The organism is Nocardioides bizhenqiangii (assembly GCF_034661235.1).
GTDB classification, from domain to species: domain Bacteria; phylum Actinomycetota; class Actinomycetes; order Propionibacteriales; family Nocardioidaceae; genus Nocardioides; species Nocardioides bizhenqiangii.
On sequence record NZ_CP141059.1, the window covers coordinates 3,969,689 to 3,995,527 of the forward strand.

Annotated in this window: 27 protein-coding genes; 12 read left to right on the top strand and 15 right to left on the bottom strand. The window is 70.3% G+C overall.

Features of this window, described 5'->3' with window-relative positions; all coding sequences use genetic code 11:
- Positions 1 to 238 precede the first annotated feature (238 nt).
- Entirely contained in the window at positions 239 to 1,429 is a 1,191-nt protein-coding gene (locus tag SHK19_RS19340) for a hypothetical protein (protein WP_322937190.1), read from the top strand.
- Here SHK19_RS19340 and SHK19_RS19345 read toward each other — a convergent pair whose 3' ends face one another.
- From SHK19_RS19345 to SHK19_RS19355, 3 genes are all read right to left on the bottom strand, one after another.
- The gene (locus tag SHK19_RS19345; protein ID WP_322937191.1) at positions 1,430 to 2,371 is read right to left on the bottom strand and encodes an Abi-alpha family protein; all 942 of its coding nucleotides are present in this window, start codon (positions 2,369 to 2,371) and stop codon (positions 1,430 to 1,432) included.
- Positions 2,372 to 2,399: 28 nt separating this feature from the next.
- Positions 2,400 to 3,752 (bottom strand): hypothetical protein, encoded by a 1,353-nt coding sequence (locus SHK19_RS19350; RefSeq protein WP_322454772.1) that lies wholly within the window; start codon positions 3,750 to 3,752, stop codon positions 2,400 to 2,402.
- A 147-nt stretch (positions 3,753 to 3,899) separates the two neighbouring features.
- Positions 3,900 to 4,583, bottom strand: coding sequence for a hypothetical protein (locus tag SHK19_RS19355; protein WP_322454771.1), 684 nt, complete (start codon positions 4,581 to 4,583; stop codon positions 3,900 to 3,902).
- A 141-nt stretch (positions 4,584 to 4,724) separates the two neighbouring features.
- On the opposite strand from SHK19_RS19355, the gene SHK19_RS19360 reads away from it, so the two are divergent.
- Both SHK19_RS19360 and SHK19_RS19365 read left to right on the top strand, forming a co-directional pair.
- Positions 4,725 to 5,873 carry a histidine kinase gene (locus tag SHK19_RS19360; protein ID WP_438862027.1) on the top strand — a complete coding sequence of 383 codons (1,149 nt, stop codon included), beginning with the start codon at positions 4,725 to 4,727 and terminating at the stop codon, positions 5,871 to 5,873.
- Complete coding sequence (locus tag SHK19_RS19365; protein ID WP_322454769.1) at positions 5,870 to 6,517, top strand: response regulator transcription factor; 648 nt, start codon at positions 5,870 to 5,872, stop codon at positions 6,515 to 6,517. Before SHK19_RS19360 ends, SHK19_RS19365 begins: the two co-directional genes overlap by 4 nt.
- A gap of 58 nt (positions 6,518 to 6,575) precedes the next feature.
- On the opposite strand, the gene SHK19_RS19370 is transcribed toward SHK19_RS19365, so the two are convergent.
- The 7 genes from SHK19_RS19370 to SHK19_RS19400 all read right to left on the bottom strand — a co-directional run bounded on the left by SHK19_RS19370 (position 6,576) and on the right by SHK19_RS19400 (position 13,939).
- Positions 6,576 to 7,820, bottom strand: a complete 1,245-nt coding sequence (locus SHK19_RS19370) for an HNH endonuclease signature motif containing protein (protein WP_322937192.1) — start codon at positions 7,818 to 7,820, stop codon at positions 6,576 to 6,578.
- A gap of 338 nt (positions 7,821 to 8,158) precedes the next feature.
- Complete coding sequence (locus tag SHK19_RS19375) at positions 8,159 to 8,593, bottom strand: heat shock protein transcriptional repressor HspR (RefSeq protein ID WP_322454767.1); 435 nt, start codon at positions 8,591 to 8,593, stop codon at positions 8,159 to 8,161.
- A gap of 2 nt (positions 8,594 to 8,595) precedes the next feature.
- Positions 8,596 to 9,771 (bottom strand): molecular chaperone DnaJ, encoded by a 1,176-nt coding sequence (gene dnaJ, locus SHK19_RS19380; protein WP_322937193.1) that lies wholly within the window; start codon positions 9,769 to 9,771, stop codon positions 8,596 to 8,598.
- A gap of 30 nt (positions 9,772 to 9,801) precedes the next feature.
- Positions 9,802 to 10,467 (bottom strand): nucleotide exchange factor GrpE, encoded by a 666-nt coding sequence (gene grpE / locus SHK19_RS19385; protein WP_322937194.1) that lies wholly within the window; start codon positions 10,465 to 10,467, stop codon positions 9,802 to 9,804.
- Positions 10,464 to 12,329: a molecular chaperone DnaK gene (gene dnaK / locus SHK19_RS19390; RefSeq protein ID WP_322454764.1), complete on the bottom strand. Its 1,866-nt coding sequence runs from the start codon at positions 12,327 to 12,329 to the stop codon at positions 10,464 to 10,466. The genes grpE and dnaK overlap by 4 nt, the downstream gene beginning before the upstream one ends.
- 123 nt (positions 12,330 to 12,452) lie before the next feature.
- A complete protein-coding gene (locus SHK19_RS19395) occupies positions 12,453 to 13,397 on the bottom strand; it encodes a hypothetical protein (RefSeq protein ID WP_322454763.1) in 945 nt (314 codons plus the stop codon).
- On the bottom strand, positions 13,394 to 13,939 hold the full coding sequence (locus SHK19_RS19400; protein WP_322454762.1) for a SigE family RNA polymerase sigma factor: 546 nt from the start codon (positions 13,937 to 13,939) through the stop codon (positions 13,394 to 13,396). Before SHK19_RS19400 ends, SHK19_RS19395 begins: the two co-directional genes overlap by 4 nt.
- Positions 13,940 to 14,031: 92 nt before the next feature.
- Here SHK19_RS19400 and SHK19_RS19405 point away from each other — a divergent pair, with 92 nt between their 5' ends.
- A complete protein-coding gene (locus SHK19_RS19405; protein ID WP_322937195.1) occupies positions 14,032 to 14,922 on the top strand; it encodes a M28 family metallopeptidase in 891 nt (296 codons plus the stop codon).
- Between the two features lie 25 nt (positions 14,923 to 14,947).
- Here SHK19_RS19405 and SHK19_RS19410 read toward each other — a convergent pair whose 3' ends face one another.
- The 4 genes from SHK19_RS19410 to SHK19_RS19425 are packed head-to-tail and all read right to left on the bottom strand — an operon-like array spanning position 14,948 to position 17,884.
- A complete protein-coding gene (locus SHK19_RS19410; RefSeq protein ID WP_322937196.1) occupies positions 14,948 to 16,276 on the bottom strand; it encodes a CapA family protein in 1,329 nt (442 codons plus the stop codon).
- 36 nt (positions 16,277 to 16,312) lie between these two features.
- Positions 16,313 to 16,888: a hypothetical protein gene (locus tag SHK19_RS19415; protein WP_322454759.1), complete on the bottom strand. Its 576-nt coding sequence runs from the start codon at positions 16,886 to 16,888 to the stop codon at positions 16,313 to 16,315.
- A 51-nt stretch (positions 16,889 to 16,939) separates the two neighbouring features.
- The gene (locus tag SHK19_RS19420; RefSeq protein ID WP_322454758.1) at positions 16,940 to 17,389 is read right to left on the bottom strand and encodes a nuclear transport factor 2 family protein; all 450 of its coding nucleotides are present in this window, start codon (positions 17,387 to 17,389) and stop codon (positions 16,940 to 16,942) included.
- A 12-nt stretch (positions 17,390 to 17,401) separates the two neighbouring features.
- Positions 17,402 to 17,884, bottom strand: coding sequence for a nitroreductase/quinone reductase family protein (locus SHK19_RS19425; RefSeq protein ID WP_322454757.1), 483 nt, complete (start codon positions 17,882 to 17,884; stop codon positions 17,402 to 17,404).
- Positions 17,885 to 17,939: 55 nt separating this feature from the next.
- On the opposite strand from SHK19_RS19425, the gene SHK19_RS19430 reads away from it, so the two are divergent.
- Both SHK19_RS19430 and SHK19_RS19435 read left to right on the top strand, forming a co-directional pair.
- On the top strand, positions 17,940 to 18,830 hold the full coding sequence (locus SHK19_RS19430) for a TIGR03619 family F420-dependent LLM class oxidoreductase (protein ID WP_322454756.1): 891 nt from the start codon (positions 17,940 to 17,942) through the stop codon (positions 18,828 to 18,830).
- On the top strand, positions 18,827 to 19,984 hold the full coding sequence (locus SHK19_RS19435; protein WP_322454755.1) for a hypothetical protein: 1,158 nt from the start codon (positions 18,827 to 18,829) through the stop codon (positions 19,982 to 19,984). Before SHK19_RS19430 ends, SHK19_RS19435 begins: the two co-directional genes overlap by 4 nt.
- Here SHK19_RS19435 and SHK19_RS19440 read toward each other — a convergent pair.
- Positions 19,977 to 20,819: an aldo/keto reductase gene (locus SHK19_RS19440; protein ID WP_322937197.1), complete on the bottom strand. Its 843-nt coding sequence runs from the start codon at positions 20,817 to 20,819 to the stop codon at positions 19,977 to 19,979. The genes SHK19_RS19435 and SHK19_RS19440 overlap by 8 nt on opposite strands.
- 55 nt (positions 20,820 to 20,874) lie before the next feature.
- Between SHK19_RS19440 and SHK19_RS19445 the strand changes: the two genes are divergently transcribed.
- The 6 genes from SHK19_RS19445 to SHK19_RS19470 all read left to right on the top strand — a co-directional run bounded on the left by SHK19_RS19445 (position 20,875) and on the right by SHK19_RS19470 (position 25,442).
- Positions 20,875 to 21,753 carry an alpha/beta hydrolase gene (locus SHK19_RS19445; RefSeq protein WP_322937198.1) on the top strand — a complete coding sequence of 293 codons (879 nt, stop codon included), beginning with the start codon at positions 20,875 to 20,877 and terminating at the stop codon, positions 21,751 to 21,753.
- Positions 21,754 to 21,895: 142 nt separating this feature from the next.
- Positions 21,896 to 22,678, top strand: a complete 783-nt coding sequence (locus tag SHK19_RS19450) for an SDR family oxidoreductase (protein ID WP_322937199.1) — start codon at positions 21,896 to 21,898, stop codon at positions 22,676 to 22,678.
- Positions 22,675 to 23,823: a sulfotransferase family protein gene (locus SHK19_RS19455; RefSeq protein WP_322937200.1), complete on the top strand. Its 1,149-nt coding sequence runs from the start codon at positions 22,675 to 22,677 to the stop codon at positions 23,821 to 23,823. The genes SHK19_RS19450 and SHK19_RS19455 overlap by 4 nt, the downstream gene beginning before the upstream one ends.
- A gap of 114 nt (positions 23,824 to 23,937) precedes the next feature.
- Positions 23,938 to 24,216 carry a hypothetical protein gene (locus SHK19_RS19460; protein ID WP_322937201.1) on the top strand — a complete coding sequence of 93 codons (279 nt, stop codon included), beginning with the start codon at positions 23,938 to 23,940 and terminating at the stop codon, positions 24,214 to 24,216.
- A gap of 3 nt (positions 24,217 to 24,219) precedes the next feature.
- Positions 24,220 to 24,999 carry a hypothetical protein gene (locus SHK19_RS19465; protein WP_322937202.1) on the top strand — a complete coding sequence of 260 codons (780 nt, stop codon included), beginning with the start codon at positions 24,220 to 24,222 and terminating at the stop codon, positions 24,997 to 24,999.
- On the top strand, positions 24,996 to 25,442 hold the full coding sequence (locus tag SHK19_RS19470; RefSeq protein ID WP_322454748.1) for a hypothetical protein: 447 nt from the start codon (positions 24,996 to 24,998) through the stop codon (positions 25,440 to 25,442). The genes SHK19_RS19465 and SHK19_RS19470 overlap by 4 nt, the downstream gene beginning before the upstream one ends.
- The last annotated feature ends 397 nt before the right edge of the window (positions 25,443 to 25,839 follow it).

Sequence of the window (25,839 nt, forward strand, 5' to 3'; positions counted from 1 at the left end):
GACGACCCCGAGAAGGCGCTCGCGGTGCGCTGGGCGATGACGCCGCCCGGCGCTGCTGAGACGGCTGTCCGCGAGGCCGAGGGGTCTCAGCCAACGAAATTTACCTCCGGTCCCTTCAGCTCCGGGATATCAAGACGGTAGGGAGATAACTCGGGCATTTTGCGAGCAACCGCTGCGCACCGTGCCCGATCGTTGAGGGTTCCGTCGCCAAACGGGCGACGGTGGAGGGGAGTGGACGATGGCCTGGATGGTGCTCGGCGCCAGTGCGATGACGGCTACGAGGCCGATCCGGCGACCTCGGCCCCGCCGCCCTGTCCGCACCCTCGCCACCCTCGCCGCGGTCGCGACCATGACGGCCCTGGTGCCGGTGATCGGCCCAGCGCCCGTCCAGGCGCAAGACAGCGTCGGGACCAGCAGCCTCGGGGAGACGTCCCCGGCCGCCACCACCGCAGCCGCCGCACCCCTCAGATTCAAGCCCCCGCTGCGCGGCCTGGTCGTCACCGAACCCCGCAAGCTCAGAACAGTGCCCTACGCCAGCTCCGCTTCGATGAAGCTGCAATGGAACGCGATCGAGACCCGGCCCGGCGTCTTCGACTTCTCCGCCGTCGACAGAGCGCTCGACGCCCACCCGCAGGTCCGGTTTCGGCTGCGGTTCAAGGCCGGTATCCACGCCCCGCAGTGGGTCAAGGAGGATGCCGGCGGCTGCGTCCTGATCACGCCCGACTCCGCCAACGGCGGCAGCGGCTGCGCGGCGCGCTTCTGGCGACGGTCGTACCGCAGGGACTACCTGGCCCTGATGAAGGCGGTCGCCGCGCGCTACGAGCGCGATTGGCAGGTCGTCGAGATCCCCAACAGCGCGTGCACCACCATCTACGCCGAACCGTTCATCCTGGGCGCCGACGACGCGTCGTTGGACCGGCTGTGGCGCGCCGGTTATACCAAGCGCAAGCACGGCCGGTGCGTGCGCCGGACGACCGGCCAGATGATCCGCCTGTTCCCGAGGACGCGCGTGTCGCTCGCCGGTCACTCCCGGTGGCAGTACATCGTCGCCCGGCCCGGAGACGAACGGGACGGTGTCCGAGAGGCGTCGTGGGAAGCCGAACGGCGGCTGCTCAACAAGCTCCTCGCCGCGCACGGCCGGCACCTGGTGCTCGAAGACCACGGTCTCGGTCCCGACGACCGGGAGTGCCGGACCCCTGGGCAGCCGCGGCGGACCGCCGGCAGCTGGTACTGCTACCTCGCGGGCCTGCACAGATCCGCCGTCGCCTACGGCTGGCAGTTCACCCTCAACGGCGGACCGATGACCGAGGCCGCCAACGCCGGTGTCGCCATGGGCGCCTGCTACTTGGAGTACGCCGCGTTCGACGCGCTCACTCCCACCAAGCGCCGAAACGTCCACCGCGCCCTGCGCATCAACTGCCGCGAATAGTCAGTCGGCGTCGCCGTCCGGCGGGACGTCGTGCTCGGGGAGCGCCGGGCTGGTCGCCGTCACCTCGTCGACCAGTGCCTGCTTGACGAACTCCTCACCGAAGGGCGTGAGGTGGATGCTCCGTCGTACGACCTTGGGGAACCGCACGGAGTGCATCGCCTCGAGCACGTCGGGCTGCGCCTCGAGCACCTGGTACTCGAGGTGGTCGCGGAGGGACTCGCGGGAGAACCAGACCAGGCCGAGCCGGTAGAGGTTGTTGAGGTACGACGGCACCTGTTCGAGGTGGCGCAGCCCGGCCCGGGGACCGACCATGTTGAGGCCGGGGGCGATGAGCTGGCTGCTGAGCATGCCGACCGGCCCACCGGTGCGGATGTCGACGCTCGCCTGGGGTCCGTTCTTGAGCAGCATCACGAGGATCCGCGCCTCGTCGGGCGCGAGGTCGTCGAGGATCCGGTCGAAGGCCGGGTGTCGGTCGTCGGTGGCCCAGACGTCGCGGGACTTCTCGAGCAGCTCCTGCCCGCGCTCGCGGAGGGACGTCGGACGTTCCCCGATCACCTCCCCGTCGACGACACGGTCGTTGTCGCTCGATGATCGCGACGTCGTACCGGAGACGACGCCGCCCAGCTGCTCTCCTGCCTTGAGGAGAGCGGTGCCGACCGGCACGCCGTCCGCCACCTGGCGGGCGATCTCGCCCACCGTCCCGACGACGGACCCGACCTCGCGGATCAGCTGGACCGCCTCGTCGCGGTTCGTCGCGGCGCGGCCGACGCGACGCCAGTTGCGCGCGGTCGTCCGCAGGCCCCAGCCGGTCGTGTTGATCGCGGCCGTGGCCGCGACCCGCGCCAGACCTGGCAGGGAGTCGACCATCTGCCCGTTTCCCGCGGTGCTGTCCGCGAGCGCCGGCAGCTTGGGGAGCCCGTCCTTGTCGAGGTTCTCAGTCATCGTCACCAAAGTTATGCCCTTCCGGTGATCACGGCGGGAAGCCGGGGATCCAGCCCCAGTTGAACAGCCCCAGGTGGATGATCCCGCCGGCGGCGCCCATGATCGCGCCGTGGGCGTAGAGCATCCACTCGTCCTCCTTGATCGCCGACCGCATCATCTCGACGAAGTCCTTCGGCGGCAGCTCCTTTGTCCGCCGGGCGATGAGGACCCGGATCTTCTCCGACTGCCGCTTGCTGAAGGCCGGGTCGCGGAACGGCGTGATCGTGCGACCGACGGCCTCCATCGCGAAGGACTCGCGGATCCGGTCGAACCGCTCCGCGCCCACCATGACCTTGGCGGCCCCGCGGAGCGGACCCGCTGCCTTGTCGATGGCCGGTCGCATCGCAGTGGCGATCATCTGGCGGGTGCGGTCACCGCGGGGACCGTCCATGAGGAAGTCGCCGATCCGCTCCAGGGTGATCACGTCGTCCGCGATGATCCCCGCGTACACCTCGGCGCACTCGTCCTGACGACGCAAGAAGAGGCCCTGCACCTTGATGCCGAGGATCCGCCGGGGCTCCGGCGGCTCGAAGATCAGCCACATGCCGAGCGCGTTGGTGGTCCATCCGACGATCACCCCGAGGAGCGGCAGCAGCCACCAGATGTGCCAGGTCTGGTCGACGATCGCGACCGGGATGCCCAGCAGGAAGCCGAAGATGAACCCGAAGAGCACCATCAGGTTGAGCTCGCGCTGACCCACGTCGCGGAACACCCGGACCACCAGCTCCGGGTTCTTGCGGAAGTGGTCGATGACCATGATCTTCGGGTCGAGCAGCTGGTTGATGTGCACGCCGATCTCGTCGGTGATCGTCGTGACGACGGCCGGCAGCTGCGCCTGGACCCGCGAGATGACGCCCTGCTTGACCGCCGGCGGAAGGTCCCGCCAGAGCCTCGGGTGCTCGCGCATCATGATCTCGTCGACCATCTGCGGGAGGTCGGGCTCGAACACCCGGACGATGTGGGCCGCGATCTCCTCGGGCTCGAGCTGGGCGTAGAACTCGGCCGGAGTACCCAGCTTTGCGATGACCTTGTCGACCGCGATGCTGCCCATCTTCGCCGCGCGGGCGGGGACGATGCCCTGCCAACCGACGCGGCCGAACGGGATGCCCGGCACCTCCTGCAGCTTGCGGGGGACGACGGTCGCGACCTCGCGCAGGCCCGGCACCTTGAACCCGTAGAACTTGATCGGGCTGAAGAGCATCCAGAGGCCGGACCAGTTGATCAGCCAACCGATGATGCCGGTGAAGAACGGGATCGAGATGAACGCGAACCAGTCGACTCCGTGAGTGCCCGTGAGCTCACCGCTGGCCCAGTCCTCGAACCATTGCAGTACCGCGTCCACGCATGCACCCCTGTCCGCCGAACGGGCCGCCCCATGTGACCCGACCGTTCACCGAGTGCCCTGAGGGTAGTGCCTGGTGTCGTGACCGGGACAGGCATCCGCGCAACGGACTGTCGCACATATCTCCGTCCGAGCAGCGACCGCGACCTAGTGCCCGTCGCTCCGCGAGCTGACGCCGCGAAGGGCGACGATCACGGAGAAGATGGCGAGCCAGATGGGACCGACGAAGCCGGCGCCGGCGAGCGCGCCTGAACCGGCCATCACAGCTATCGGCATGGCGAGCGCGGCGACGCTCAGGACCCCCAGCCAGCGCGAGAATCCCTGACCAGCCAGGGAGATGAACGCGACGACGGCCGCCATCATGAGCACGCCCCACCAGGCAGTCCAGGGAGCGGTGTCGTGGACGATGAAGAGCGCGTACAGGCCGGCATCGTCGAAGTTGTCCGCGTTGATGCCGCCCGGAAGGTACTCCGCGAGCGCTCCCCTCAGCCCGGTGGCGAAGAGCACGAGCGTCGCCGTGACTGCAAGCGCCACCGAGACAGCCTGCTGCGCCAGTCCTCGGCCCGATCCCCAGCGCCGCCAGCCCGCCGAGGCGAGCACCAGACAGGCGAACGACGTCAGGCCGAGCACGGTACCGACGTGGTACGACGTTCGGCTGACCGCATCCGCGGCCTGTGTCGCGTCAGCTTCGCTCAGGGCGCCGTGGGTGGAGATGAAGTTCCCGGCCAGTCCGGTGATGGCCGCTGGGACGCCCCACCAGGCCCACGCGGCGGAAACCCGCTGTGACGGAACGGTTGCGGTCGGTGAGGGAGTTGTTCGTGTCGTCTTCATGGAGCAACCCTCGTCGGCAGCCCGCGTGGGCACATCGGCCGAAGCACCGTCGACCTCTCCCCCGTCCGGATGAGATTTCGAGGACACAGACTCCGCCTCGAAGCTGAGGCAGCACCGGTACTGCGGCCATAGGGTGAAGAGGTGCCTCACCGTCCGTCCCGACCTTCCTGGTTCGACCTCGGTCTGGCATCGGCCCTCGCACTGGCAGGCATCGTGGAGGCGACCACGCTCGAGACCGGGGTGCCGGGCTGGGCGCACGCCACCACCACCGTGGTGGTCATGCTCGGGCTGGCCTGGCGACGCCAGTACCCGCTCTTCGCTGTCGTTCTCGCACTGGCCGGCATCATCGCTGGTGGACGTCCGGACACGCCGTTCGTCCTGTTCGCGGCCATGGTCGTGGCGTCCTACACAGTCGGTCTGGTCGAGCGGGGGCGACGAGCGCTCGCCGGCCTGCTCATTGCGGTGCTTCCGCCCTTCGCCGGGCTGTTGCTTGATGGCTCCGATCCCGCGGACCTGGTGGCGGTGGCGGTCCTGTACGGGGGCGCGTGGGTCGTAGGAAGTCTCGTGCGCGAGCAGATCCAGCGAGCCGACGGATATGCAGTCGAGGTGGCAGCAATCCAGGGTGCAGACGCTGAGCGCCGAGCACAGGCCGCCGCTGAGGAACGGGTCCGCATCGCTCGCGAGCTCCACGACGTCATCTCACACTCGATTAGCGTGATCACAGTCCAGAGCCAGGCTGTGCGGCGCCGCCTGCCGCCCGAGCAGCGGAGGGAGATCGAAGACCTGAAGGCCATCGAGACGACCGCTCGGCAGGCGATGACCGAGCTGCGTCGCCTCTTCGGCGTGCTGCGATCCCCCGAGGACCGGCCGCCGCTGGCCCCGCAGCCGGGCCTGGACCAGCTTCCCCGGCTCGTGGAACGGACCACGTCGGCCGGGCTGCCGGTGGAGGTCGATGTAGAGGGCAGCCCCTTCAACCTGCCACCGGGCCTGGACCTGACCGTCTATCGAATCATTCAGGAGAGCCTCACTAACGCCCTCAAGCACGCTGGACCGGCGACTGCTCGCGTTCGACTCTGCTACTCGCCGGCCGGCTTGCAGATCCGGGTGCAAGACGACGGAGGTGGTCAACGTGGGCAACGTGAGGGCGCCCCTTCCGAGGGTCACGGCCTGGTCGGGATGCAGGAACGCGTTGCGATGTACGGGGGGACGCTGACCGCTGGCGACACCGTCGAGGGCGGGTTTGCCGTGACCGCATCGATCCCTGTCGGCGCAGAGGCGACGGGGCCGTGATCAACGTACTGATCGCAGACGACCAGGGGATGATCCGCGCCGGCCTGCGGTCCCTGCTCGAACAGGACAGCGAGATATGCGTCGTCGGCGAGGCCGCGGACGGGCTCGATGCAGTGACCTGCGCTCGGCGCATGTCCCCCGACGTGGTCTTGATGGACATCCGCATGCCAGAGCTCGATGGCATCGAGGCGACGCGGCGGCTGCTGTCGGAGCGTCGCGAGACACGCGTGCTCATGCTCACGACCTTCGACCTGGACGAGTACGTCTTCGATGCGCTGCGGGCCGGAGCGAGCGGTTTCCTCCTCAAAGATGCACCAGCGGAGGACCTGGTCGACGCCGTCCACGTGCTGGCCCGCGGCGACGCCCTCTTGGCTCCGGCAGTGACCAGGCGGGTGATCGAGCTCTTTGCCACGACGCCCGTCCCGACTGCGCCGCGGGAGCTTGCACTACTCAGCCCACGGGAGCTGGAGGTGCTGCGACTCCTGGCGACTGGCAGGTCGAATGCCGAGATCGCCGAGAATCTGTTCGTCAGCGACGCCACCGTCAAGACCCACGTCAGCAGCGTTCTGTCCAAGCTTGGCATCCGTGACCGCGTGCAGGCAGTGATCTACGCGTACGAAGCCGGGCTCGTCCGCCCTGGCTGATCCGCAGTCTCGGAAACTCGACAGTGAGCTGAGGGCGTTCCGGCGAGGGACGGTCGGCCTAGGTGCGGCGGTGGTAGCGGTAGTCGCCGTTGGGGAGTCGTTCGGTGGTGTGGGTGGGGTCGTGGGCGAGGTGGTGGTGGTAGTTGCAGTGGAGGATGCCGTCGTCGAGGTCGGTGTTCCCGCCGGTGGCCCAGGGTTTGAGGTGGTGGGCTTCGGTCCAGGCGGCGGGGATCGTGCAGCCCTCGGCCCGGCAGCGTTGGTCGCGTAGCCGCATCGCTTTGCGTTGCGCCGGTGAGAAGAGACGCCGGCTGCGGCCGAGGTCGAGGATCTCGCCGTTCCCGCCGAGGACGACGGGGATGATGTTGGCGTTGCAGGCGAGTCGGCGGACCTGGGTGGCGGAGAGGGGTTCGCCGCCGATGATGCTGCCGGCGCCCAGCTCGGCGCGCAGCGAGTCGAGTGCGATGGTGACCATCACCGTGGTCGCATCCCCGCCGTGCTGGGGGAGCTGGGCGGGGTCGAGGTGCTCGAGGAGTGCGCAGAAGGCTTGGCCGAGGCGGCGGGGGTAGGGGATCCGGTCCTCCTCCCCGCTGAGGGCGTCGTGGTGTTTGCGGGGTGAGGTGAAGGCTTCGAGGTAGGTCAGCAGTCGATCGCGGTCCAAGACCGGGTGGACGATGGTGGTCCGGGCCAGGCCGTCGCCGATCAGCCGGGACCGGAGGCTGGTCTTCTCCCGGGCGTGTTGTTCCTCGTCCTCGAGCCGTTTGGCCAGCTCGGCCTCGGCGATCTCGGGGGCGACGACCTCGAGCAGGTGCCGACCGAGGCGGCGCAGCTCGCTTGGCCGGAACTCCTCGCAGTAGCCCACCATCCGCGCCTCGGCATCCGACACCAGAGCAGGGTCGAGGTGGTCGGGCAGAGCATCGAGTGCATCAACCACCACCTGCGCCTGCGGCAATGACACCGCTCCGTCGGCCATCCCGGCCGCGACCCGCTGCCAGCGCCGGTCCAGGGCGTCGGCCAACCGGGTCTGGGCGCGGCTGACGGGGAAGTCGGCCTTGGTCACCGACGCCAGCCAGGCTCCGGTGTCGCGGGCCAGGGCCAGGCACGCGGCGTCCTCCGCCGTCGCGACGACCCGGAGCTTGAGCTCGGCGAGCATCGCGGCGGCCTTGTCGAGTTCGACCACCGCGGTCTTCTTCTCCGCCGGGGACAGGTACACCGGCTGCAGGTCACGCACGTCGCCGATCGTGGCCTGGAGCTGGGCGGCGCAGGCCAGGATCGGGTGCGGCTGGGGCATCAGCTGCGCGACCACGATGGAGACCTCCCGAGTACCTGTCGTGCGCCTAAGTCAACCGCCGACGTCCGACACAACGAAATACTCAGAACCCGCCTGTGGACAGGGGAAACGCAACACTAGGGCTGTGGACGACAAGTGGCTCGTCGAGTGGTTTCGAGGCTCCTCGCTGCGCTCGTCGCACCTCAACCACCGGGGACCGCGACCCGACCGCAGCGAGCAACCGGTGCCGTAGTGCCACCGCGACACGGGAGCAAACCGCACCCCAGGCGCCCGCTCCTCCCCCTCCAAAGCTCTTTCGGTCGCAACCCCGCAGGGCCCGCAGCGAGCGCGCAAAGGCCCGTCGGCGGCAGAGGTCAGTGGTGCCGACGCCAGACGACGATCGACTGCGGGGTGGTGGGAGGCGGGACGGCGGGGAGCTTGCTGCCCGACACCTGCCGGACGGAGAGCGCCTGGCGCAGTGCTTCGTGGGCGGCTTCCAGCTCGGCGAGGAGCTCGTCGCGCTGGGACTTCAGCGTCGCGACGGCGGACTCGAGCTCGAGGATCCGGCGTACGCCCTCGATGCCGATGCCCGAGCTGGTGAGCTCGGCGATGACGCGCAGGTGCTCGATGTCGCGGTAGGAGTAGCGCCGTCCGCCGCCGGGCGTGCGTCCCGGCGTGATCAGGCCCATCCGCTCGTAGGTGCGCAGGGTCTGCGGGTGCAGCCCGCTCAGCTCGGCAGCGACGCTGATCACGAAGACCGCCGCCTCGGGCGACGGCGGCTCGGCGCGGTAGGGCTGTCGAGTCGGCACGGCTACTCCCCTGCCTGCTCGAACAGCCCGGCCCGCAGCTTCGTGTCGGCGGTCGCGGCGGCGTAGGCCTCGAGCGCCTGCCGCGCGTCGTCACCAAGGTGCGCGGGCACCTGCACCTCGACCGTGGCGAGCAGGTCACCGCGGGTGCCGTCGGCCTTCGGCGCACCCTTGCCACGCACCCGGAAGGTGCGCCCGTTCGGCGTGCCGGGTGGGATCTTGACGGTCACCGGTGGTCCATCGAGGGTCGGCACCTTCACCGCTGCCCCGAGGGCGGCCTCACTGAAGGAGATGGGTACGTCGATCGTCAGGTGGTCGCCCTTGCGGCCGAACACGCGGTCGCGGGCGACGCGGACCGTGACGAAGAGATCACCCGCAGGCCCGCCGCGCTCGCCCGGAGCGCCCTTCCCGCGCAGCCGGATGCGCTGGCCGTCCTTGACCCCGGCCGGCACCTTCGCCTGGATGGTGCGCGTCGACCGTCCTCGCCCGCTGCCATGACAGGTCGGGCATGCCTCGTCGTAGACCAGCTGTCGACCGCCGCACGCCGGGCAGGTCTCGTTCATCGAGAACGCACCGCCGACCGATGCGACCACGAAGCCGCTGCCGTCACAGGTCGGACACCGGTGCGGGCTGGTGCCCGGCTTGCCGCCGGTGCCTGAGCAGGTCGCGCACGCGGCGTCCGACGCGATCCGCAGCGAGACGGTGATGCCTTCGAGCGCCTCCGCGAAGCCGATCGTGGTCGTGGTCTCGAGGTCGGCGCCGCGGGCCGGCCGCGGCTGTTGCCGCCGGGCGCCGGCGCCGAACCCGAGGAAGTCGCCGAACAGGTCGCCGAAGCCGCCGCCACCGCCGGCGCGCTCGCGGAGCAGGTCCTCGAGGTTGATGGTGCCGGAGTAGCCGCCGCCCCCGGCGGGAAACCCGCCCGAGGCGAAGAGCTGGCGCGCCTGGTCGTACTTCTTGCGCTTCTCGGGGTCGCCGATGACGTCGTAGGCCTCGGCGACCTGCTTGAACTTCTCGTGCTTGGCGGCGTCGTCAGGGTGCGAGTCGGGGTGGTTGGCGCGCGCGAGCTTGCGGTAGGCCTTCTTGATCTCGTCGGCCGACGCGGTCTTGCCGACGCCGAGCACGGCGTAGAAGTCCTTGGTCGCCCAGTCCGATCTGATGCCGTCGTTGCCGGGGTCACTCATCGCGCACCTCCCTCCTCGAGCCTGCCCGTCTCACTCCTCGCCGTGGCTCCGCGACGCCTCGACGTCGACCGGCTGCTCCTCCTGCGGGCCGACGGCCTCCACGGCCTCCACGGCCTGCGGCTCGGGGTCGACCACGAGCACCTGCGCTGCCCGCACCACCCGGTCGCCCATCTTGTAACCCGCCTTGGCGACGACCTTGCAGGTCGTCACCTCGACCTCGGGGTCGGTGCCGATGTGTGACAGCGCCTCGTGGATGGTCGGGTCGAACGGGTCGCCCACCGCGCCGAACTTCACCAGGCCCAGGCCGGTGACGATGCGCTCGAGCTGATCGGCCACCGCCTTGAAGCCACCCTCGAGCGGCTCGTGGTCGCGGGCCCGGTCGATGGTGTCGAGCACGTCGATGATCGGCGTGAGCACGGCGTACGTCGCGTTCTCGCGCACCAGCTCCCGGTCGCGGTCGACCCGGCGCTTGTAGTTGACGTACTCCGCCTGGAGGCGCTGGAGGTCGAGCGTCCGCTCCTCCAGCGCCATCTTGGTCACCGCGAGCTCATCGGCCTCGGCGATCGAGTCCGCCTCGGCCTCAGCCCCGACCTCGGGGGCCGGCTCAGGAGCAGGGTCCTCCGCCGGGGAGGCCCCGGCGTCGGCCGGGACCTCCTCGGGGGTGACGTCGTCGGGCTTGGGGTCGCCGTCGGTCACTTGGCCTCGTCCTCGGCGTCCGTCGACGGAGCGTCCTCGTCCACGATCTCGGCCTCGACGACGTCGTCGTCGCCCTCGCCGGTCGCGCCGGTGCTGCCACCGGCCGCTGCGGCGTCCGCCTCGGCGGCGGCGTACATCGCCGCGCCCATCTTCTGGCTGGACTCGCCGAGCTTGGTGATCGCGGCAGTGAGCTCGTCGACGGTGGAGTCCTCGTTGGCGAGCAGCTTCTTGAGCTCCTCCAGGTCGGCGGAGACCTCGGTCTTCACGTCGTCCGGGATCTTGTCGCCGTTGTCGGCCAGGAACTTCTCGGTCGTGTAGACGAGCTGGTCACCCTGGTTGCGGACCTCGACCAACGCGCGACGCTGCGCGTCCTCCTCGGCGTACTGCTCGGCCTCGCGCACCATCCGGTCGATCTCGTCCTTCGACAGCGCGCTGCCGCCGGAGATGGTCATCGACTGCTCGCGGCCGGACGCCTGGTCCTTGGCGGACACGTGGACGATGCCGTTGGCGTCGATGTCGAAGGTGACCTCGATCTTCGGGACGCCGCGGGGTGCCGGCGGGAGGCCGGTCAGCTCGAAGTTGCCGAGCGGCTGGTTCTGCGCCCACATCTGGCGCTCGCCCTGCGCGACCTTGATCTCGACCGACGGCTGGTTGTCGTCGGCGGTCGTGAAGATCTCGCTGCGCTTGGTCGGGATCGTCGTGTTGCGCTCGATCAGGGTGGTCATGACGCCGCCCTTCGTCTCGATGCCGAGGCTCAGCGGGGTGACGTCGAGCAGCAGCACGTCCTTGACCTCACCGGCCAGGACACCCGCCTGCAGCGCGGCGCCGACGGCGACGACCTCGTCGGGGTTGACGCCCTTGTTGGGCTCCTTGCCGCCGAGCAGGTCCTTGACGACCTCGGTGACGGCCGGCATCCGGGTGGAGCCACCGACGAGCACGACGTGGTCGATCCCCGAGATCGGCACCCCGGCGTCCTTGAGGACCGACTGGAACGGCGCCTTGGTGCGGTCGAGCAGGTCGGCGGTGAGCTTCTGGAACTCCGATCGGGTCAGCCGCTCCTCGAAGTGCAGCGGACCGTTCTCACCGTGGGTGATGTACGGCAGGTGGATCGTGGTCTCGCTCGACGACGACAGCTCGATCTTCGCCTTCTCCGCCGCCTCCTGGAGGCGCTGCGCGGCGATCTTGTCGGCCGACAGGTCGACGCCGTTGTTGTCCTTGAACTTCTTGACCATCCACTCGACGACGCGGTTGTCCCAGTCGTCGCCACCGAGGTGGTTGTCACCGCTGGTCGCCTTCACCTCGACGACGCCCTCGCCGATCTCGAGCAGGGACACGTCGAAGGTGCCGCCACCGAGGTCGAACACGAGGATGGTCTGGTCCTCGCCCTTGTCGAGCCCGTAGGCCAGCGCGGCCGCAGTGGGCTCGTTGACGATCCGGTCGACCTTCATGCCCGCGATCTCGCCGGCCTCCTTGGTCGCCTGGCGCTGCGCGTCGGAGAAGTACGCCGGCACGGTGATGACGGCGTTCGTGACGGTCTCGCCGAGGTAGGCCTCCGCGTCGCGCTTGAGCTTCTGCAGGATGAACGCACTGATCTGCTGGGGGGTGAAGGACTTGCCGTCGATGTCCGTCGTCCAGGACTCACCCATGTGGCGCTTGACCGAGCGGATGGTGCGGTCGACGTTGGTGACGGCCTGGCGCTTGGCGACCTCACCGACGAGGACCTCGCCGTTCTTGGCGAACGCGACGACCGACGGCGTGGTGCGCGCGCCTTCTGCGTTGGGGATGACGCTGGGCTCGCCGCCCTCCAGGACCGCGACGACGCTGTTGGTCGTACCCAGGTCAATGCCGACAGCACGTGCCATGGTGTTGCTCCTCCATTGCTATTGTCACTGGTCTGGATCAGACGTCCAGCAAGTAAGTTGAGTCGAGTTGACTCAAGTCTGACACAGGGTGCAACAGAGGCAAACGGCGGGGTTGTTCCCGGCTCAGGACGGGAATTTCGGCGGGACCTGCTGACCCTTCCCCGTCATCACCGGGATCAGCTCCCCCTCGATCTCGACCGGCTCGGGCGCCGGCTCGTCGTACCACCACTGGACGGCGACCTCGACCATCTCGAGGAACGCCGGCTCCTGGGCCGCGGCGAGCAGCTCCTGGTCCGTGATGCCGGCCGGGTCGTTGCCGGAGATCCCGTCCCAGCCGAGCTCGCCCGTGCCCAACCGGAAGGAGACGCCCTCGTTCATCAGGTGCAGCTCGGTGGCGAAGGCCCAGTCCTCCGGGATGTTGTCGGGGTCGTAGGGCGGGATCTCCACCCGCTCACCCTCGGCGTAGGACCGGTTGCCCGGCGGGAGCAGGTCGGTCGCGACGATGGCGAACCAGCCGTCCCCGAACGCCACCTCGTGGCAGGAGTAGAGCTCGCGCGCCTGGTTGATCGCCGCGCACGACTGGTCCTGTCGGTAGGCCTGAGGATCCTCGGAGCGGTGCCAACCGGACGCCCGGACGTTGAGCTGGAGCCGGGGGTCGCCGCCCTGGGTACCGAACATCTGGACGTCGAAGTCGGTCTGGATCGGGGCCACCGTCCCGTAGCGGTCCGGAAGAGAAGCGCTCAGCGCCTCGGAGACCGTCCGGTCCCACTCCTGCTCCGTCACGTGCCCGTCGGCCAGCGGGTCCCACGGGGACGGAGGTGTGCTGTCCTCGGCGATCGGCAGGTCCTCCTTGGCGGGCCGGGCGTCGTCGCCGCCTGCCAGCAGGCCGACCGCGGCCACCCCGCCCACCACGGCCGCGACGGCAAGGGTGGCGCCCCCTAGCGCCCGGCGGCGTCGTACGGCGCTGGCGCCGCGGGCCGCCGCCTCCGCCACCAGGTCGGGCCCGGGGCCGAGGTCGTCCAGCTCGCGGGCGAGGTGCGTGCGCAGGTCGTCGGTCGGGATGCTCATGTCGGCTCCTTCGGTGCAGCCGTGGCTGCTGACGTGGATGTGGATGTGGACGTGCGTTCGACGAAGGCATCCCCGAGCAGCTCGCGCAGCTTGTCGAGCCCGCGACTGGCGGTGGACTTGACGTTGCCGCTGCTGCACCCGAGCGCGGCAGCGGTCTGGTCGACGGTCAGGTCCTCCCAGTAGCGGAGCACCACCACGGCCCGCATCCGAGGCGGCAGTGCCGCGATGGCCTGCCGCACGGTGAGCGCCTGCGCCGGATCCGGATCGGCCCGGCCCGGGTCGATCGGCCGGTGCAGCTCCGCCTCGCGGCGCTCCTTGCGGCGACCGTCGAGGAACGTCCGGACCATCGTCCGCTGCGCGTAGGCCGCGGGCGTGTCGATCCGTGACCAGGCGACGTAGACCTTGACCAGGGTCGACTGGACCAGGTCGCGTGCGGAGTCGGGATCGCCGGTGAGGAGCACCGCCTGCCGGAACAGGCGCTGCTGCGCCTGCTCGGCGTACGCCGCGAACTCGCCGGCTCGACGTCCCATCGTGACCGTCATTCTGCTCCTCGCCGCTCGGCGTCGTGGTGGTTTGCCTTCCACCCTCTTCAGAGGGCTGTCGTCGCCGATCGGTTGCGTGGCAGGCTCGACGAATGGTGGGCGCCTCCCGGGTCGGACGCCGCGAGCTCGTCGGCGGTGCGGTCGCCGCGACCGTCGGCACCCTCGCCGGCTGCCGGCGGGTCCGTCCGGGCGATGTCGAGTCTTCGACGGCGATGGCAGCGGTCCGCCACCTCGCCGGGGTCGTGGGTCCGCGCCCGGGTACGACACCGGCGTACTTCCGCGCGGCGGAGTGGGTCGACGCCCAGCTCGACCGGCTCGGCTGGCAGGTCGAGCGACAGCGGTTCGCCGTGCCCGGTGGGTTCTCGTGGGTTGCGCCGGTCGACGCCGGGGACTCGGTGAACGTGATCGCTCACCGCGGAGACCTCCGCCCCGGAGTGCCGTGGCTCGCGATCGGCGCCCACCTCGACACGGTGCCGCGGTCACCCGGCGCGGAGGACAACGCCTCCGGCATCGGCGTCCTGCTCACGGTCGCGCGGGCCGTCACCTGGCGTCGCACCCGGCTGCCGGTCGTGCTGATCGCGTTCGGCGCCGAGGAGCCGCGCGGCCCCACCGACGACGACCACCACTACGGCTCGAGGGCGTACGTCGACCGGCTGACCGCCGGGCAGCGGCGGTCGTTGCGCGGCATGGTGTCGATGGACCGGGTCGGCGTGGGCGACGCGGTCGTGATCGGCAGCCCCGAGGACGGCGACCCTCTCCGCGACCAGCTGGTCGCCGCGGCCGAGCGGGTGGGGGCGCCGTACGTCGTCGAGAGCGGCCAGCGCTCCAGCGACCACTGGTCGTTCGTGCGGGACGGGCTGCCCGGCGTACGGCTCGGGAGCACCCCGTACGCCGCCTACCACGACGATTCCGACGTGGTGTCCGTCGTGAACCGCGACCAGCTCGAGCGGACCGCGCGAGTGGTCGTCAGCTGGATTCGTTGAGGCAGCCGCAGAGCCGGCCGCTGAGCTAGCCCCGGAACGGACCGGTCGACGCGCTCCAGACGTCGTCGAGGATGTCGGCCGCGCGCCGCCCCGAGACCGGGCGGGGTGCATAGGGGCCGACCTCCATCGCGTAAGGGACGAGCCGGACCGCCTTGAGCTCGTCGCCCCACCAGGTCGCCTCGAGCACGACGCCCTCGCGCACCTGCGGCGGCTGCCAGTACATGTCGAACACGAAGTTGCCGAGCGAGTGGAGCACCGGTACTCCGTCGATGGCGTCGGCACCCTGCACCCAGTGGGGGTGGCCGCCGACGACGAGGTCGGCGCCGGCCGCGACCAGCTCCCGGGCCACCTCGCGCTGGACCGGCCAGGGTCGGTGGGTGTACTGCTCGCCCCAGTGCGGGAGCACGACCACCGCGTCCGCCTGCCGGTCCGCGCGACGCACGAGGCGAACCACGCGGTCGAGGTCGGCGGGCACCAGCGGTCCGGTGCGCGGCGGCATCCGCACCGACAGGGCTCCCGGCCCTGTTGGCGTCGCCGCCGGGGTCTCGCCGATGGCGTTGAAGCCCAGGAACGCGAACCGGGTGCCGCCTGCCTCGAGGACGGCCGGCAGGCTCGCCTCGCGCAGCGTCGCGCCGGCACCGAACGGCACCACCGCGCTGTCCGCCAGCACGTCGACGGTCTCGACGAGCGCCACCGGCCCGAAGTCGCCGGTGTGGTTGTTGGCGAGCGAGACCGCGTCGAAGCCGGCCTGCCGGAGCAGCGGCACCAGCGCCGGACTGCCGCCGAAGGAGTCGCTTCCCTGGGTCGGCTGTCCGTCGGTCGACAGGGTGCTCTCGAGGTTCCCGACGGTGAGGTCGGCCCGCCGCAGGAGCGGCGTCATCGGCGCCAGCGAGGCCGCGGCGTCGGGCACGTTGCGGACCAGCATCACGTCGCCGGCCACAGCGACCGTGATCGCGTCCGGGTGGTCGCGCACCGGATCGACGCCGGCGACCGTCGCCACGACCACTGTCGGCGTCACGTCGGCCACCGGGACGACCGCGATCGTGCCTGGATCACGCTCGACGGCCCGCACGTCCTGCGCCACCCGGAGACCCCGCCACCGGCGGACCTCCCCACCGAGGAGGCGGTCGGCGGCACGTTGCGTCAGCCGGAGCTGGGGCCGGGTCGCGTGTCCGACCACCGCGAGCTCCTGCTCGTCCGACGCGGGCGGGGGATCGGTCGCCGTCGGGCTCGCCGACCCGGCATCGGGTGAGCTACCGCCCTGCACCGGGTCGTCGTCGTCGGTCGAGCAGGCCGCGGCCATGGCCAGGGTCAGCGCGACGAGGAGCGCGAGCACGTCGTACCGCGGCACCATGCGTCCACCGTACGGCGTCGCCGCGCGGCGGGAGGGTCAGCCGACGGTGACCGTGACCGGGTTGGACGCAGCGCCGGTGGCGCTGTCGACCACCCGGAACTTGTTGACGCCGATCTGTGCGGACTGGACGTAGGTGCTGAAGGTCTCGTTGCTCACCGAGAGGGTGGCGTTGAAGTCGACCCACTGGCCGCCCTCGAACCGTTGGACCTGCAGGATCGCGCCCTCACCGCCGGGATAGACACCGGTCAGGTCGATCTGTTCGAAGTTGCCGACCGCGGTCTGGCCCGCCTGGAGGGTGATCTCCTTCTCCGGCTTCGCCTTCTCGGTCTTAGTGGTCTTCGGATCGCCGGGCTCGGTGTCGTCGCTCTCCGCGTCCTGGGTGTTGAGCGTGACCTGGGGTCCGTTCGCACTCGTCTTCGACGGACGCGGGATGACCGCGGACTCGGCCTCGCTGGCGCCGGTCGAGCCCGAGGAGTCGCCGCCGATGCCGAGGATCCGGGTGCCGACGAGAGCGACGCCGCCCAGCACGAGGCCCACGGCGAGGGAGACCGCCAGCAGGGCGACGAGCCCGGTCACCACCGGGTTGTCGGACTTCTCCTGCTCGTCGCTCACGGCGTCATTGTCGCGGACCGGTCCAACCGGGACCAAAAGACGGGTCGACTCTCAGAAGCCGCGGGTCCATACCACCTGCTCGTGCAGCCGTCGCGAGCGCCAACCCGCGTCGGTGCGCGTGAACGTGTGGTGGTAGAGACCGCCGACCTCCACGAGGCGCTCCCCTCCGGCGCCGGCCCTGCCGTCGGGGACGAGCATCGGGTTGTGGAAGTACGCCGTCACCCGCGCCTCGTCCCTGGTGTTCGCGAACGAGATCGCCACCTGGCCCAGCGTGTGCATCCGCTTCGTCGAGAACGCCGGCAGGTTCTCCGCCAACCACGGCTTGACGTCGGCGAAGGTGCCGACCGTCCCGCCGCTCTCGCTGTAGTCGATCTGGGCGTCCGGCGTGAACACGGTGTCCAGCCGGTCGAACTCACCGGTGTCGATCGCGATCGTGTAGCGGATGAGCGCGTCGTTGATCGCCGTGCGGTCGCTGAGCTCGGCCAGGTCGATGGGGTCCATGGGCCCAGCCTCTCAGCGCGGGTCGAGGATCACGACGGGGATCTCGCGGTCGGTCCACGACTGGTAGCTCTCGAAGTCGGCGTAGAGATCCACGAGCCGCGGCCAGAGCGCCGCGCGCTCGGCCGGATCGGCGACCCGCGCCCGCACCGGGCGGCGGCGCTCACCCTTCAGGGAGACGGTCGTCTCGGGGCGGGCGACGAGGTTGTGGAACCACTGCGGGTTCTTCGGCAGACCACCCTGGGAGCCGACGATCACCAGGCGCGGTCCGTCCTCGAGGTACAGCAGCGGGGTCGTGAACTCGTTGCCGCTCTTGCGGCCGACGTGGTCGAGCAGGAGCACCGGCACCGGCTTCTTCCAGCCGGCGCCGATCCGCCACTTCGAACCGATCCGGCCGTTGGTGAGCCGGAAGACCGGCACGTGGGCGCGGGCGCCGTACTTGATGATCTTCGAGACGAGCGGCGAGTCGAGCCCGTTCGGCTTCTCTTTCACAGACACGGGTCCACTCTCGCAGATCTGGCGCGTTTTTAGAACACGTTCTAGTGTGGGCCCCATGCGCTTCTCCTTCGCCGAGGGCATGACCCAGGCCGCCTACTACGCCCCGCTGGCCCAGGCTTGCGAGGCAGCGGGCTACACGTCGATGACCATCGCCGACAGCCTGATCTACCCCCAGGAGTCCGACTCGAAGTACCCCTACACCGACACCGGAGACCGCGAGTTCCTGCTCGGCAAGGAGTTCATCGAGACCTTCATCCTGTGCGCGCACCTGTTCGCGGTGACCTCGACGCTCCGACTGACGCCGTTCGTACTCAAGCTGCCGGTGCGGCCGCCGGTGCTCGTGGCCAAGCAGGCCTCCTCCCTCGCGTTCCTTTCCGGCAACCGGCTCGGGCTCGGCGTCGGCCTCTCCCCCTGGCCGGAGGACTTCGCGGCCCTGGGCGTGCCGTGGGAGAAGCGCGGGAAGCGGATGGACGAGTGCATGGACATCCTCCGCGGCCTCACCCAGCCGGGGACGGAGCCGACGTTCTTCGGCTACGACGGCGAGTTCTACGACTTCGAGCCGCTCCAGCAGTGCCCCGCTCCGACGGAGAAGATCCCGCTGCTGGTCGGCGGTCACTCCGACGCCGCCCTGCGGCGCGCCGTACGCAAGGGCGACGGGTGGATGCACGCCGGCGGCGACGGCGAGGAGCTCGACCGGCTGCTGCTGCGGCTGGCCGAGATCCGCAAGGAGGAGGGCGACACCAGGGACGACTTCGAGGTGCACGTGATCTCCTTCGACGCCTACACCACCGATGGCATCAAGCGGCTCGAGGACAAGGGCGTGACCGACTGCATCGTCGGGTTCCGGATCCCCTACATCAAGGGTCCCGACACCGAGCCGCTGGAGACGAAGATCAAGCACCTCGAGCAGTACGCCGACAGCGTGATCGCGAAGGTCGAGCAGTGAGCGAGGCCTACGGCTTCACCAAGGTCCTGTCCGACGCGATCGCGGAGGCCGAGGAGCTGATCGCCAACGCGCCGTTCATCAGGACCGAGGCCGACCGGCTCGAGGGCTACGACTACCTCAGCGGCCGGATCCGGATGGCGATGCAGACCGCGTTCGACTACGACCTCGAGCAGCCGCTGTTCGTGAACCCGACCCACCAGTTCTCGCGGCAGGGCCTGGACAACCCAGACGCCATCTACCTCAGCGCCTACCTCCGCGAGGGGGTCGAGTACGTCGTACGCGGCCGCCGTGGCACGTCCGCCGACCTGTCGTTCCAGGTGATGGGCGGCGCCTACACCGCGGACTCGGCCGCGACCAGCCTGCTGGCTTTCGACGACCGCGAGCTCGAGATCGCCGACGACGGGACCTTCGAGTTCACCTACACCGCCGAGCCCGGCGCGAAGACCATGATCGTGCGCGAGGTCTTCAACGACTGGGAGCGCGAGGAGCGCGGCACGCTCACCATCGAGCGGCCGGACACGCGGGGCAAGCCGCGCAAGCCGTTGAGCCGCGAGCTGCTGCAGAAGAAGTACGACGTCGCCGCCCGATCGCTGATCGGCTCGATCCAGACCTGGTTCGCCTTCCCCCAGTTCTTCCAGTACAAGGAGCCGGTCAACACCCTGACCGTGCCGCAGTCGACGCCCGGCGGCCTGGCCTCGCAGTTCTCCTCGATCGGCCACTACGAGCTGGCCGAGGACGAGGCGATGATCGTGTCGGTGCCGCGGTGCGACGACTGCACCTACCAGGCGATCCAGATCGGGTCGGACTGGTATGCCTCCACCGACTACGAGACCCACCAGACGTCGCTGACGAAGGCGCAGGCCTTCACCGACGACGACGGCCTGATGCAGTTCGTCATCTCCGAGCGCCCGCCGCTCGGCGGCGCGCCGATCGCCAACTGGCTGGAGACCACCGGTCACCGCACCGGCCCGATCATGCTGCGCTGGCAGCGCCTCGAGCGCGACCTCACCCAGGCCGACGGTCCCTCTGTGCAGGTCGTCAAGACCGCAGACGTCCGGACCCTGCTCCCCCACCTGCTGCCGTTGACCGACGAGGAGTACGCCGCGCGGATCGCGGTCCGCCAGCGGGCCGTTGCCCGCCGGATGATCAGCTAGGAATCCAGTCGAAGGTGTCGGGGTTCGGACCCTGACGGCCGCCCTCGCCCTTGTCGAGCTCCGCGAGCGCGGCGACCTCCTCCGCCGTGAGCGCGAAGTCGAAGACGTCGAAGTTCTCCGCCAGCCGCTCCTTGCGCACCGACTTGGGGAACACGATGTCGCCGCGGTCGAGCGCCCAGCGCAGCAGCACCTGCGCCGGGCTCTTGCCGTGGCTCTCGGCAACGCCGGTCACGACCGGGTCCTTGAGCTCCCCGCCACCCTGGCCCAGCGGGGACCAGGCCTCGACGTGAGCGCCGTGGCGCGCCGCGGCCGCGCGGGCCGCCTCGTTGGCGAAGTAGGGGTGCACCTCGATCTGGTTGACGACCGGCACGACCCCGGTCGCCGACACGATCCGGTCGAGGTGGTCGGGCTGGAAGTTGGACACCCCGACAGAGGTGGCGAGCCCGGCCTCACGGAGCCCGACCACCGTCTCCCAGGTGGCGACGAAGTCGCCGTCGTACCGCGTCGGCAGCGGCCAATGGATGAGGAACAGGTCGACCTTCTCGAGACCGAGCTTGTCCAGCGAGACCTCCAGCGACTCGCGGGCCTTCTGGTGGTTGTTGTTGTTGAGCTTGGTCGTGACGTACAGGTCCTCGCGCGCCAGGCCCGACTTCGCGATCGCCGCGCCGACGCCGGCCTCGTTGCCGTACATCTGGGCGGTGTCGATGTGGCGGTAGCCGATCTCGAGCGCGTCGGTGACGACCTGCTCCGTCTCGGCCGCCCGCACCTGCCACACACCGAGTCCGAACTGCGGGATGGACGTGTTGTCGTTGAGGGTGATCCGAGGAGTGCTCACACCTTCGCCCAACGCCGTCCCCCAAGGGCTATTCCCGGGACGTACGCTCCGGCACATGACCGAACGCATCGCACTCGACCTGCCCGACGGCCGGATCCTCGACGTCCAGGTGAGCGGACCTGCCGACGGTGCGCTCCTCATCTGGCACCACGGCACTCCCGGCTGCTCCTACCAGGGGCTGGAGAAGCAGCGGGCGCTCCACAGTCGCGGCGTGCGGTACGCCAGCTACTCGCGGGCCGGTGCCGCCGGATCGACCCGCAACCCCGGCCGCAGCGTCGCCGACGTCGCCGCCGACATGGCCGCGGTCGCCGACCACCTCGGCGCTGAGACCTTCCTGACCGGCGGTCAGTCAGGCGGCGGTCCGCACGCGCTCGCCACCGGCGCCGTCCTGCCGGACCGCGTGCTCGCCGTGCTGGCGGTCTGCGCGGTGAAGCCGTACGCCGGCCAGCCCGACTTCCTCGACAGCATGGGCGCCGACAACATCGAGGAGTTCGGCCTGGCGCTGCAGGGCGAGGAGGAGCTGTTGCCCTTCCTCCAGAAGGAGCGGGCCGGGATCCTCGAGGCCGACGCCGAGGGAGTGATCCGCACCCTCGACAACCTGCTGCCCGACGTCGACCGCGCGACTCTCACCAGCGAGCTCGGCGAGGACATCATCCGCAACCTCCAGGGCGGCGTGGAGGAGCTCTACGGGTGGATGGACGACGACCTCGCCTTCACCCGTGACTGGGGCTTCGCGCTCGACGACATCACGGTGCCCACCTACCTCTGGCAGGGCAGCGAGGACCTGATGGTGCCCTTCCACCACGGCGAGTGGCTCGCCGAGCACATCCCCGGCGTGGTCGCCCACCTGGAGCCGGGCGAGGGACATCTGTCGATCCAGGTCAGGATGTTCGAGCGGATGGTCGACGAGGTGCTGGCCCACGTGCCGCGCTGAACGAGGGCCGCCCCGGCGGCACCCGCCAGCGCGCGGACCACATGCTGAGCGGGCGCCCACCCGCGCTGCCCGCTCCCGACCCGGCCGGGGCAGGAGAGCCGGGCCAGTAGCGCAAAACTGGAACACGTTCTAGTCTTGCCCGGTGATTCCTCTTCTCCAGGACAAGGTCATCGTTCTCTCCGGCGTCGGACCCGGTCTCGGCCGCGCGCTCGGAGAGCAGGCTGCGCTGATGGGCGCCGACCTGGTGCTCGTCAGCCGCACCGAGCGGCGGCTCGAGAAGATGGCCGCGGTGGTTCGCGAGCACGGCAGGCGGGCGCTCGTCGTACCCACCGACATCACGGACGAGGACTCGCGCAAGCGCCTCGTCGACGCCGCTCTCGAGGAGTTCGGCAAGGTCGACTGCCTGATCAACAACGCGTTCGGCATCCCGCCGATGGACCCGCTTTCGACACTCGAGCTCGACGGGCTCCGCGCGGCGCAGGAGACCAACGTCTTCGCGCCGCTCCGGCTGTCCTCGCTGTTCGCCGACTCCCTGGCAGCGAGCAAGGGGTCGATCATCATGCTCAACTCGTGCGTGATCTACAGCAGCCAGCCGGAGTACTCCGGCTACAAGCTGTCCAAGGGCACCCTCGAGCACCTCGCCTCGTCGCTGGCGACCGAGCTCGGGCCGCGCGGGATCCGGGTCAACAGCGTCGCGCCGTCGTACATCTATGAGGACGTCAACAAGGCGTACTTCGACTGGATCGCGCAGGAGACCGGCCGCACCCACGAGGAGGTGTACGCCGAGAAAGCCGAGCCCACCGACCTCAAGCGCCTCGCGACGCCCGATGAGGTTGCCAACGCGGCACTGTTCCTCGCCAGTGATCTCGCTTCCGCGGTCACCGGCGTGATGCTCAACGTCGACTGCGGCGAGTTCCACGTATGACCGAACCGCGCCAAAGACCCGACGTCGGCTCGTACGACGACATCGCCGCGGCCGCCGTCCGCACCACCGGGCTGACCGACTTCGGCGGCACCGCCCACGATGAGGGTCTCCGGCTGCTGGTCGAGGACCTGGCTTCCCCGGAGGCCGGGCTGACCCCGGTGGGCAACTACTTCCACCGGGCGCAAGTGAAGAGCGCGCTCGTGGGACGGCTGATGACCGAGGCGCGGTTCGCGGAGTTCCCGGAGCACGCCGAGGTGCCGATCGAGCGCCCGATCTTCGTCGTCGGCCTCCCCCGCACCGGCACCACCGCGCTGCACCGGCTGCTCTGCGCCGACCCGGCCCACCAGGGCCTGGAGCTGTGGCTGACGGAGTACCCGCAGCCGCGGCCACCCCGGGAGACCTGGGAGGACGACCCGATCTTCAACGCCATGCAGGAGGCGTTCCGGCAGCACCACGTGACGAACCCCGAGTTCATGGGGATCCACTACATGGACGCCACCTCTCCCGAGGAGTGCTGGCGGCTGCTCCGCCAGACCGGCAAGTCGATCTCCTACGAGTCGCTGGCCAACGTGCCGCGCTACTCCGCGTGGCTCGCGGGCCAGGACTGGACCGACGCCTACGAGCGGCACCGCCGCAACCTGCAGCTGATCGGTCTGCACGACCGGGAGAAGCGCTGGGTGCTGAAGAACCCCTCCCACCTGGTCGCGCTCGAAGCGCTGATGAAGGTCTACCCCGATGCACTGATCGTCTGCACCCGCCGCGACCCGGTCACCTCCATCGCCTCCGCCTGCTCGCTGTCCGCGGAGGCCACGGCCGGCACGTCGACGACGTTCGTCGGCGACACGATCGGACACACCCAGCTGGGGATGCTCGAGCGGTCGTGGCGATCGTTCACCGAGGCCCGGCAGCGGTACGACGCCGCTCAGTTCGTCGACGTCGACTACCGGGAGTTCGTGGCCGACCCCGTCGGCACCGTCGCCGGCATCTACGACGCGTTCGGCATCGCGTGGAGCGACGCCGCCCGGGCCGAGGTCGCCCGGATCGACGCGGAGTCGCGGACGGGCCAGGCCCGCCCGTCGCACCGCTACGACCTCGCCGACTACGGCCTGACCGACGAGCAGGTGCGGGCGGCGTTCGACCTCTGATCCGACCGGCCCGTCCGGCCGTGCGGACAGGCAGCATGCCCGTGGTCAGGCGGTCATCCACAGCCGCCGACCGGCCACGTTTCGTCGTGTTCGCTGGCGGCGCAGGCTGCCCGCATGACCTTCCGCCTCGACCCCGACGAACTGATCCGGGCAGGCCGCACCGCCGAGGACGACGCCGCGCGGCTGCGGGGGGCCGGCGCCCTGCTCGACTTCGGTCCGACCGAGGTCGACGACGCGGCGGCTCTCGCTCGGCTCCAGCGCCGGGTGCACCGTCTGGCGTCCCGCATCGGCTCCAACGGGCGCAGCCTGCAGGCGTTCGCGCGGGAAGCCGAGGCGGTCGACAGCCAGGTGAGCTTCACCTTCCTGGTGCTGTCCGGGACCCGGTGGCGGTGAGCCGTGAGCTGGTACTTCAGCGTTGCACTCCCCGCCGATCCCGCGCCGTGCCACGACGCCGCGGCGACGCTCCGGGCCGTCGCGCGCGCCGCTGGGACGGCCGCTGACTTCCTCGCCGGCCAGTCGGTGCTGTCCCGCGATGCCTTCGGCGGCGCGGCGGCGCAGAGCTATCGCACCGCTGCGGCAGCCCTCCGGGACGACAGCGCGGGCGTCGCCGCTGACACCAGCGCGTTGGCGGAGGCGCTGGACGGGTACGCGGTCCGGGTCGCGTCCGTCCGGCGGACGCTGGCCGCAGTCCGGGACGACGCCGTGGCCCACGGCTTCGAGGTCACGGCGGACGACCAGGTCGAGTGGGTCCCCGCGCCCGGCACGGAGATCGATGCGGTCTACCGGAGGCTCGAAGCCCGGGCGGTCCGCGCCCGCGCCGAGGCCGATTCGGCGTACGCCGATTGGTGGCGGGCCGTTCACGAGCACACCACCGGCCCGCTGGCATCGCCATGGACCGTGGTCCCGGCACCCGAACCGCTCGTGCCGGCGCCGGATCCGTCGACCCGGGCCGACGAGCCCCGAGAACGTGCCCCGCGCACCGAGCCGCCGGACGTGACCGCGTTCGGGAGCAGTCCCGAGCCGCCGGACGCACCCGCGCCGGACGGCCACGCCGAGCGCCGCCGTACCCCTGTCGACCGCGACGAGGACGTCGACTTCGAGTCCGCCCTACCGCCGCCCGTGCGCTGGCAGCCCTTCCCCCACCCGCCGACCGACCCCGAGGGAGCCGCCCCATGACAGCCGAGAACGACGTCGCCCTGACCCTCCCGCGGAGCTGGCACGCGCGCCGCAACCCCGGGCACGGCATCGTCGTCGCCGCCCGGCCGCGCACCGTGCCGGCGAGCGGCGTGAGCCCGGAGATCGTGCTCCGCTGCGGGCCGGTCGACCTCGACCTGGTGACCTGGCGCGGGCAGGCCCTCCTCGACCTCCGTGCCCAGCTGGTCGACTTCGCGCTCGAGGACGCCGACGAGTTCGACCTCGGCGACCACCGCGTCGCGTACTGCCGCTTCGCGCATCGGTTCGGTGCCGCCGATGTGCTCTGCGACCAGTGGGCGTGGCAGGTGGACGGGCTCGGCGTCACCCTCACCTGCACGGTCGCGCGCGAGGACTACCTCACCTACTGCGACCTCTTCGAGGACGTCGCGGCCACCGTCGACGTGCTGCCCCGGATGGTGTCGTAGCGCGGGCGTCGGTTGGCATGCAGCATCGGTGGTCGAGGAGGTCGCGGTGGCGACCGTGTCGAGACCCCTTGGGCCTATGAGCCCCCGCTGCGGTCGGCAGGGGTTGCGACCGAAAGGCTTTGGACGGGAGCAGGAGGGCCATTGGTTGCGCGCCGCGTCCGGCTCACGGCCGATGAGCGATCGGTGGTCGAGGAGGTCGCGCTCGCGACCCTCTCGCGACCCCTCTGTCCGCCGGTTGCGCGCCGCGGATGGTTGCGACCGAAAGGCTTTGGACGAGGACGCGGAGGGCTGTTGGTTGCGCGCCGCGGCCGGCTCACGGTGGGTAGGCCGTGGCCGCTGGTTGAGGTGCGGCGAGCGCAGCGAGGAGCCTCGAAACCAAGGCGCCCGGACCACCTTC

Excerpts from the sequence above, each read along its gene's own strand:
- SHK19_RS19355 (WP_322454771.1), bottom strand. The coding sequence starts at position 4,583 with ATGAAGACGACACGAACAACTCCCTCACCGACCGCAACCGTTCCGTCA.
- dnaJ (WP_322937193.1), bottom strand. The coding sequence starts at position 9,771 with ATGAGTGACCCCGGCAACGACGGCATCAGATCGGACTGGGCGACCAAG.
- SHK19_RS19405 (WP_322937195.1), top strand. The coding sequence starts at position 14,032 with ATGGTGGGCGCCTCCCGGGTCGGACGCCGCGAGCTCGTCGGCGGTGCG.
- SHK19_RS19460 (WP_322937201.1), top strand. The coding sequence starts at position 23,938 with ATGACCTTCCGCCTCGACCCCGACGAACTGATCCGGGCAGGCCGCACC.
- SHK19_RS19430 (WP_322454756.1), top strand. The coding sequence starts at position 17,940 with ATGCGCTTCTCCTTCGCCGAGGGCATGACCCAGGCCGCCTACTACGCC.
- SHK19_RS19420 (WP_322454758.1), bottom strand. The coding sequence starts at position 17,389 with ATGGACCCCATCGACCTGGCCGAGCTCAGCGACCGCACGGCGATCAAC.
- SHK19_RS19395 (WP_322454763.1), bottom strand. The coding sequence starts at position 13,397 with ATGAGCATCCCGACCGACGACCTGCGCACGCACCTCGCCCGCGAGCTG.
- SHK19_RS19400 (WP_322454762.1), bottom strand. The coding sequence starts at position 13,939 with ATGACGGTCACGATGGGACGTCGAGCCGGCGAGTTCGCGGCGTACGCC.
- dnaK (WP_322454764.1), bottom strand. The coding sequence starts at position 12,329 with ATGGCACGTGCTGTCGGCATTGACCTGGGTACGACCAACAGCGTCGTC.
- SHK19_RS19470 (WP_322454748.1), top strand. The coding sequence starts at position 24,996 with ATGACAGCCGAGAACGACGTCGCCCTGACCCTCCCGCGGAGCTGGCAC.
- SHK19_RS19340 (WP_322937190.1), top strand. The coding sequence starts at position 239 with ATGGCCTGGATGGTGCTCGGCGCCAGTGCGATGACGGCTACGAGGCCG.
- SHK19_RS19455 (WP_322937200.1), top strand. The coding sequence starts at position 22,675 with ATGACCGAACCGCGCCAAAGACCCGACGTCGGCTCGTACGACGACATC.
- SHK19_RS19410 (WP_322937196.1), bottom strand. The coding sequence starts at position 16,276 with ATGGTGCCGCGGTACGACGTGCTCGCGCTCCTCGTCGCGCTGACCCTG.
- SHK19_RS19345 (WP_322937191.1), bottom strand. The coding sequence starts at position 2,371 with ATGACTGAGAACCTCGACAAGGACGGGCTCCCCAAGCTGCCGGCGCTC.
- SHK19_RS19445 (WP_322937198.1), top strand. The coding sequence starts at position 20,875 with ATGACCGAACGCATCGCACTCGACCTGCCCGACGGCCGGATCCTCGAC.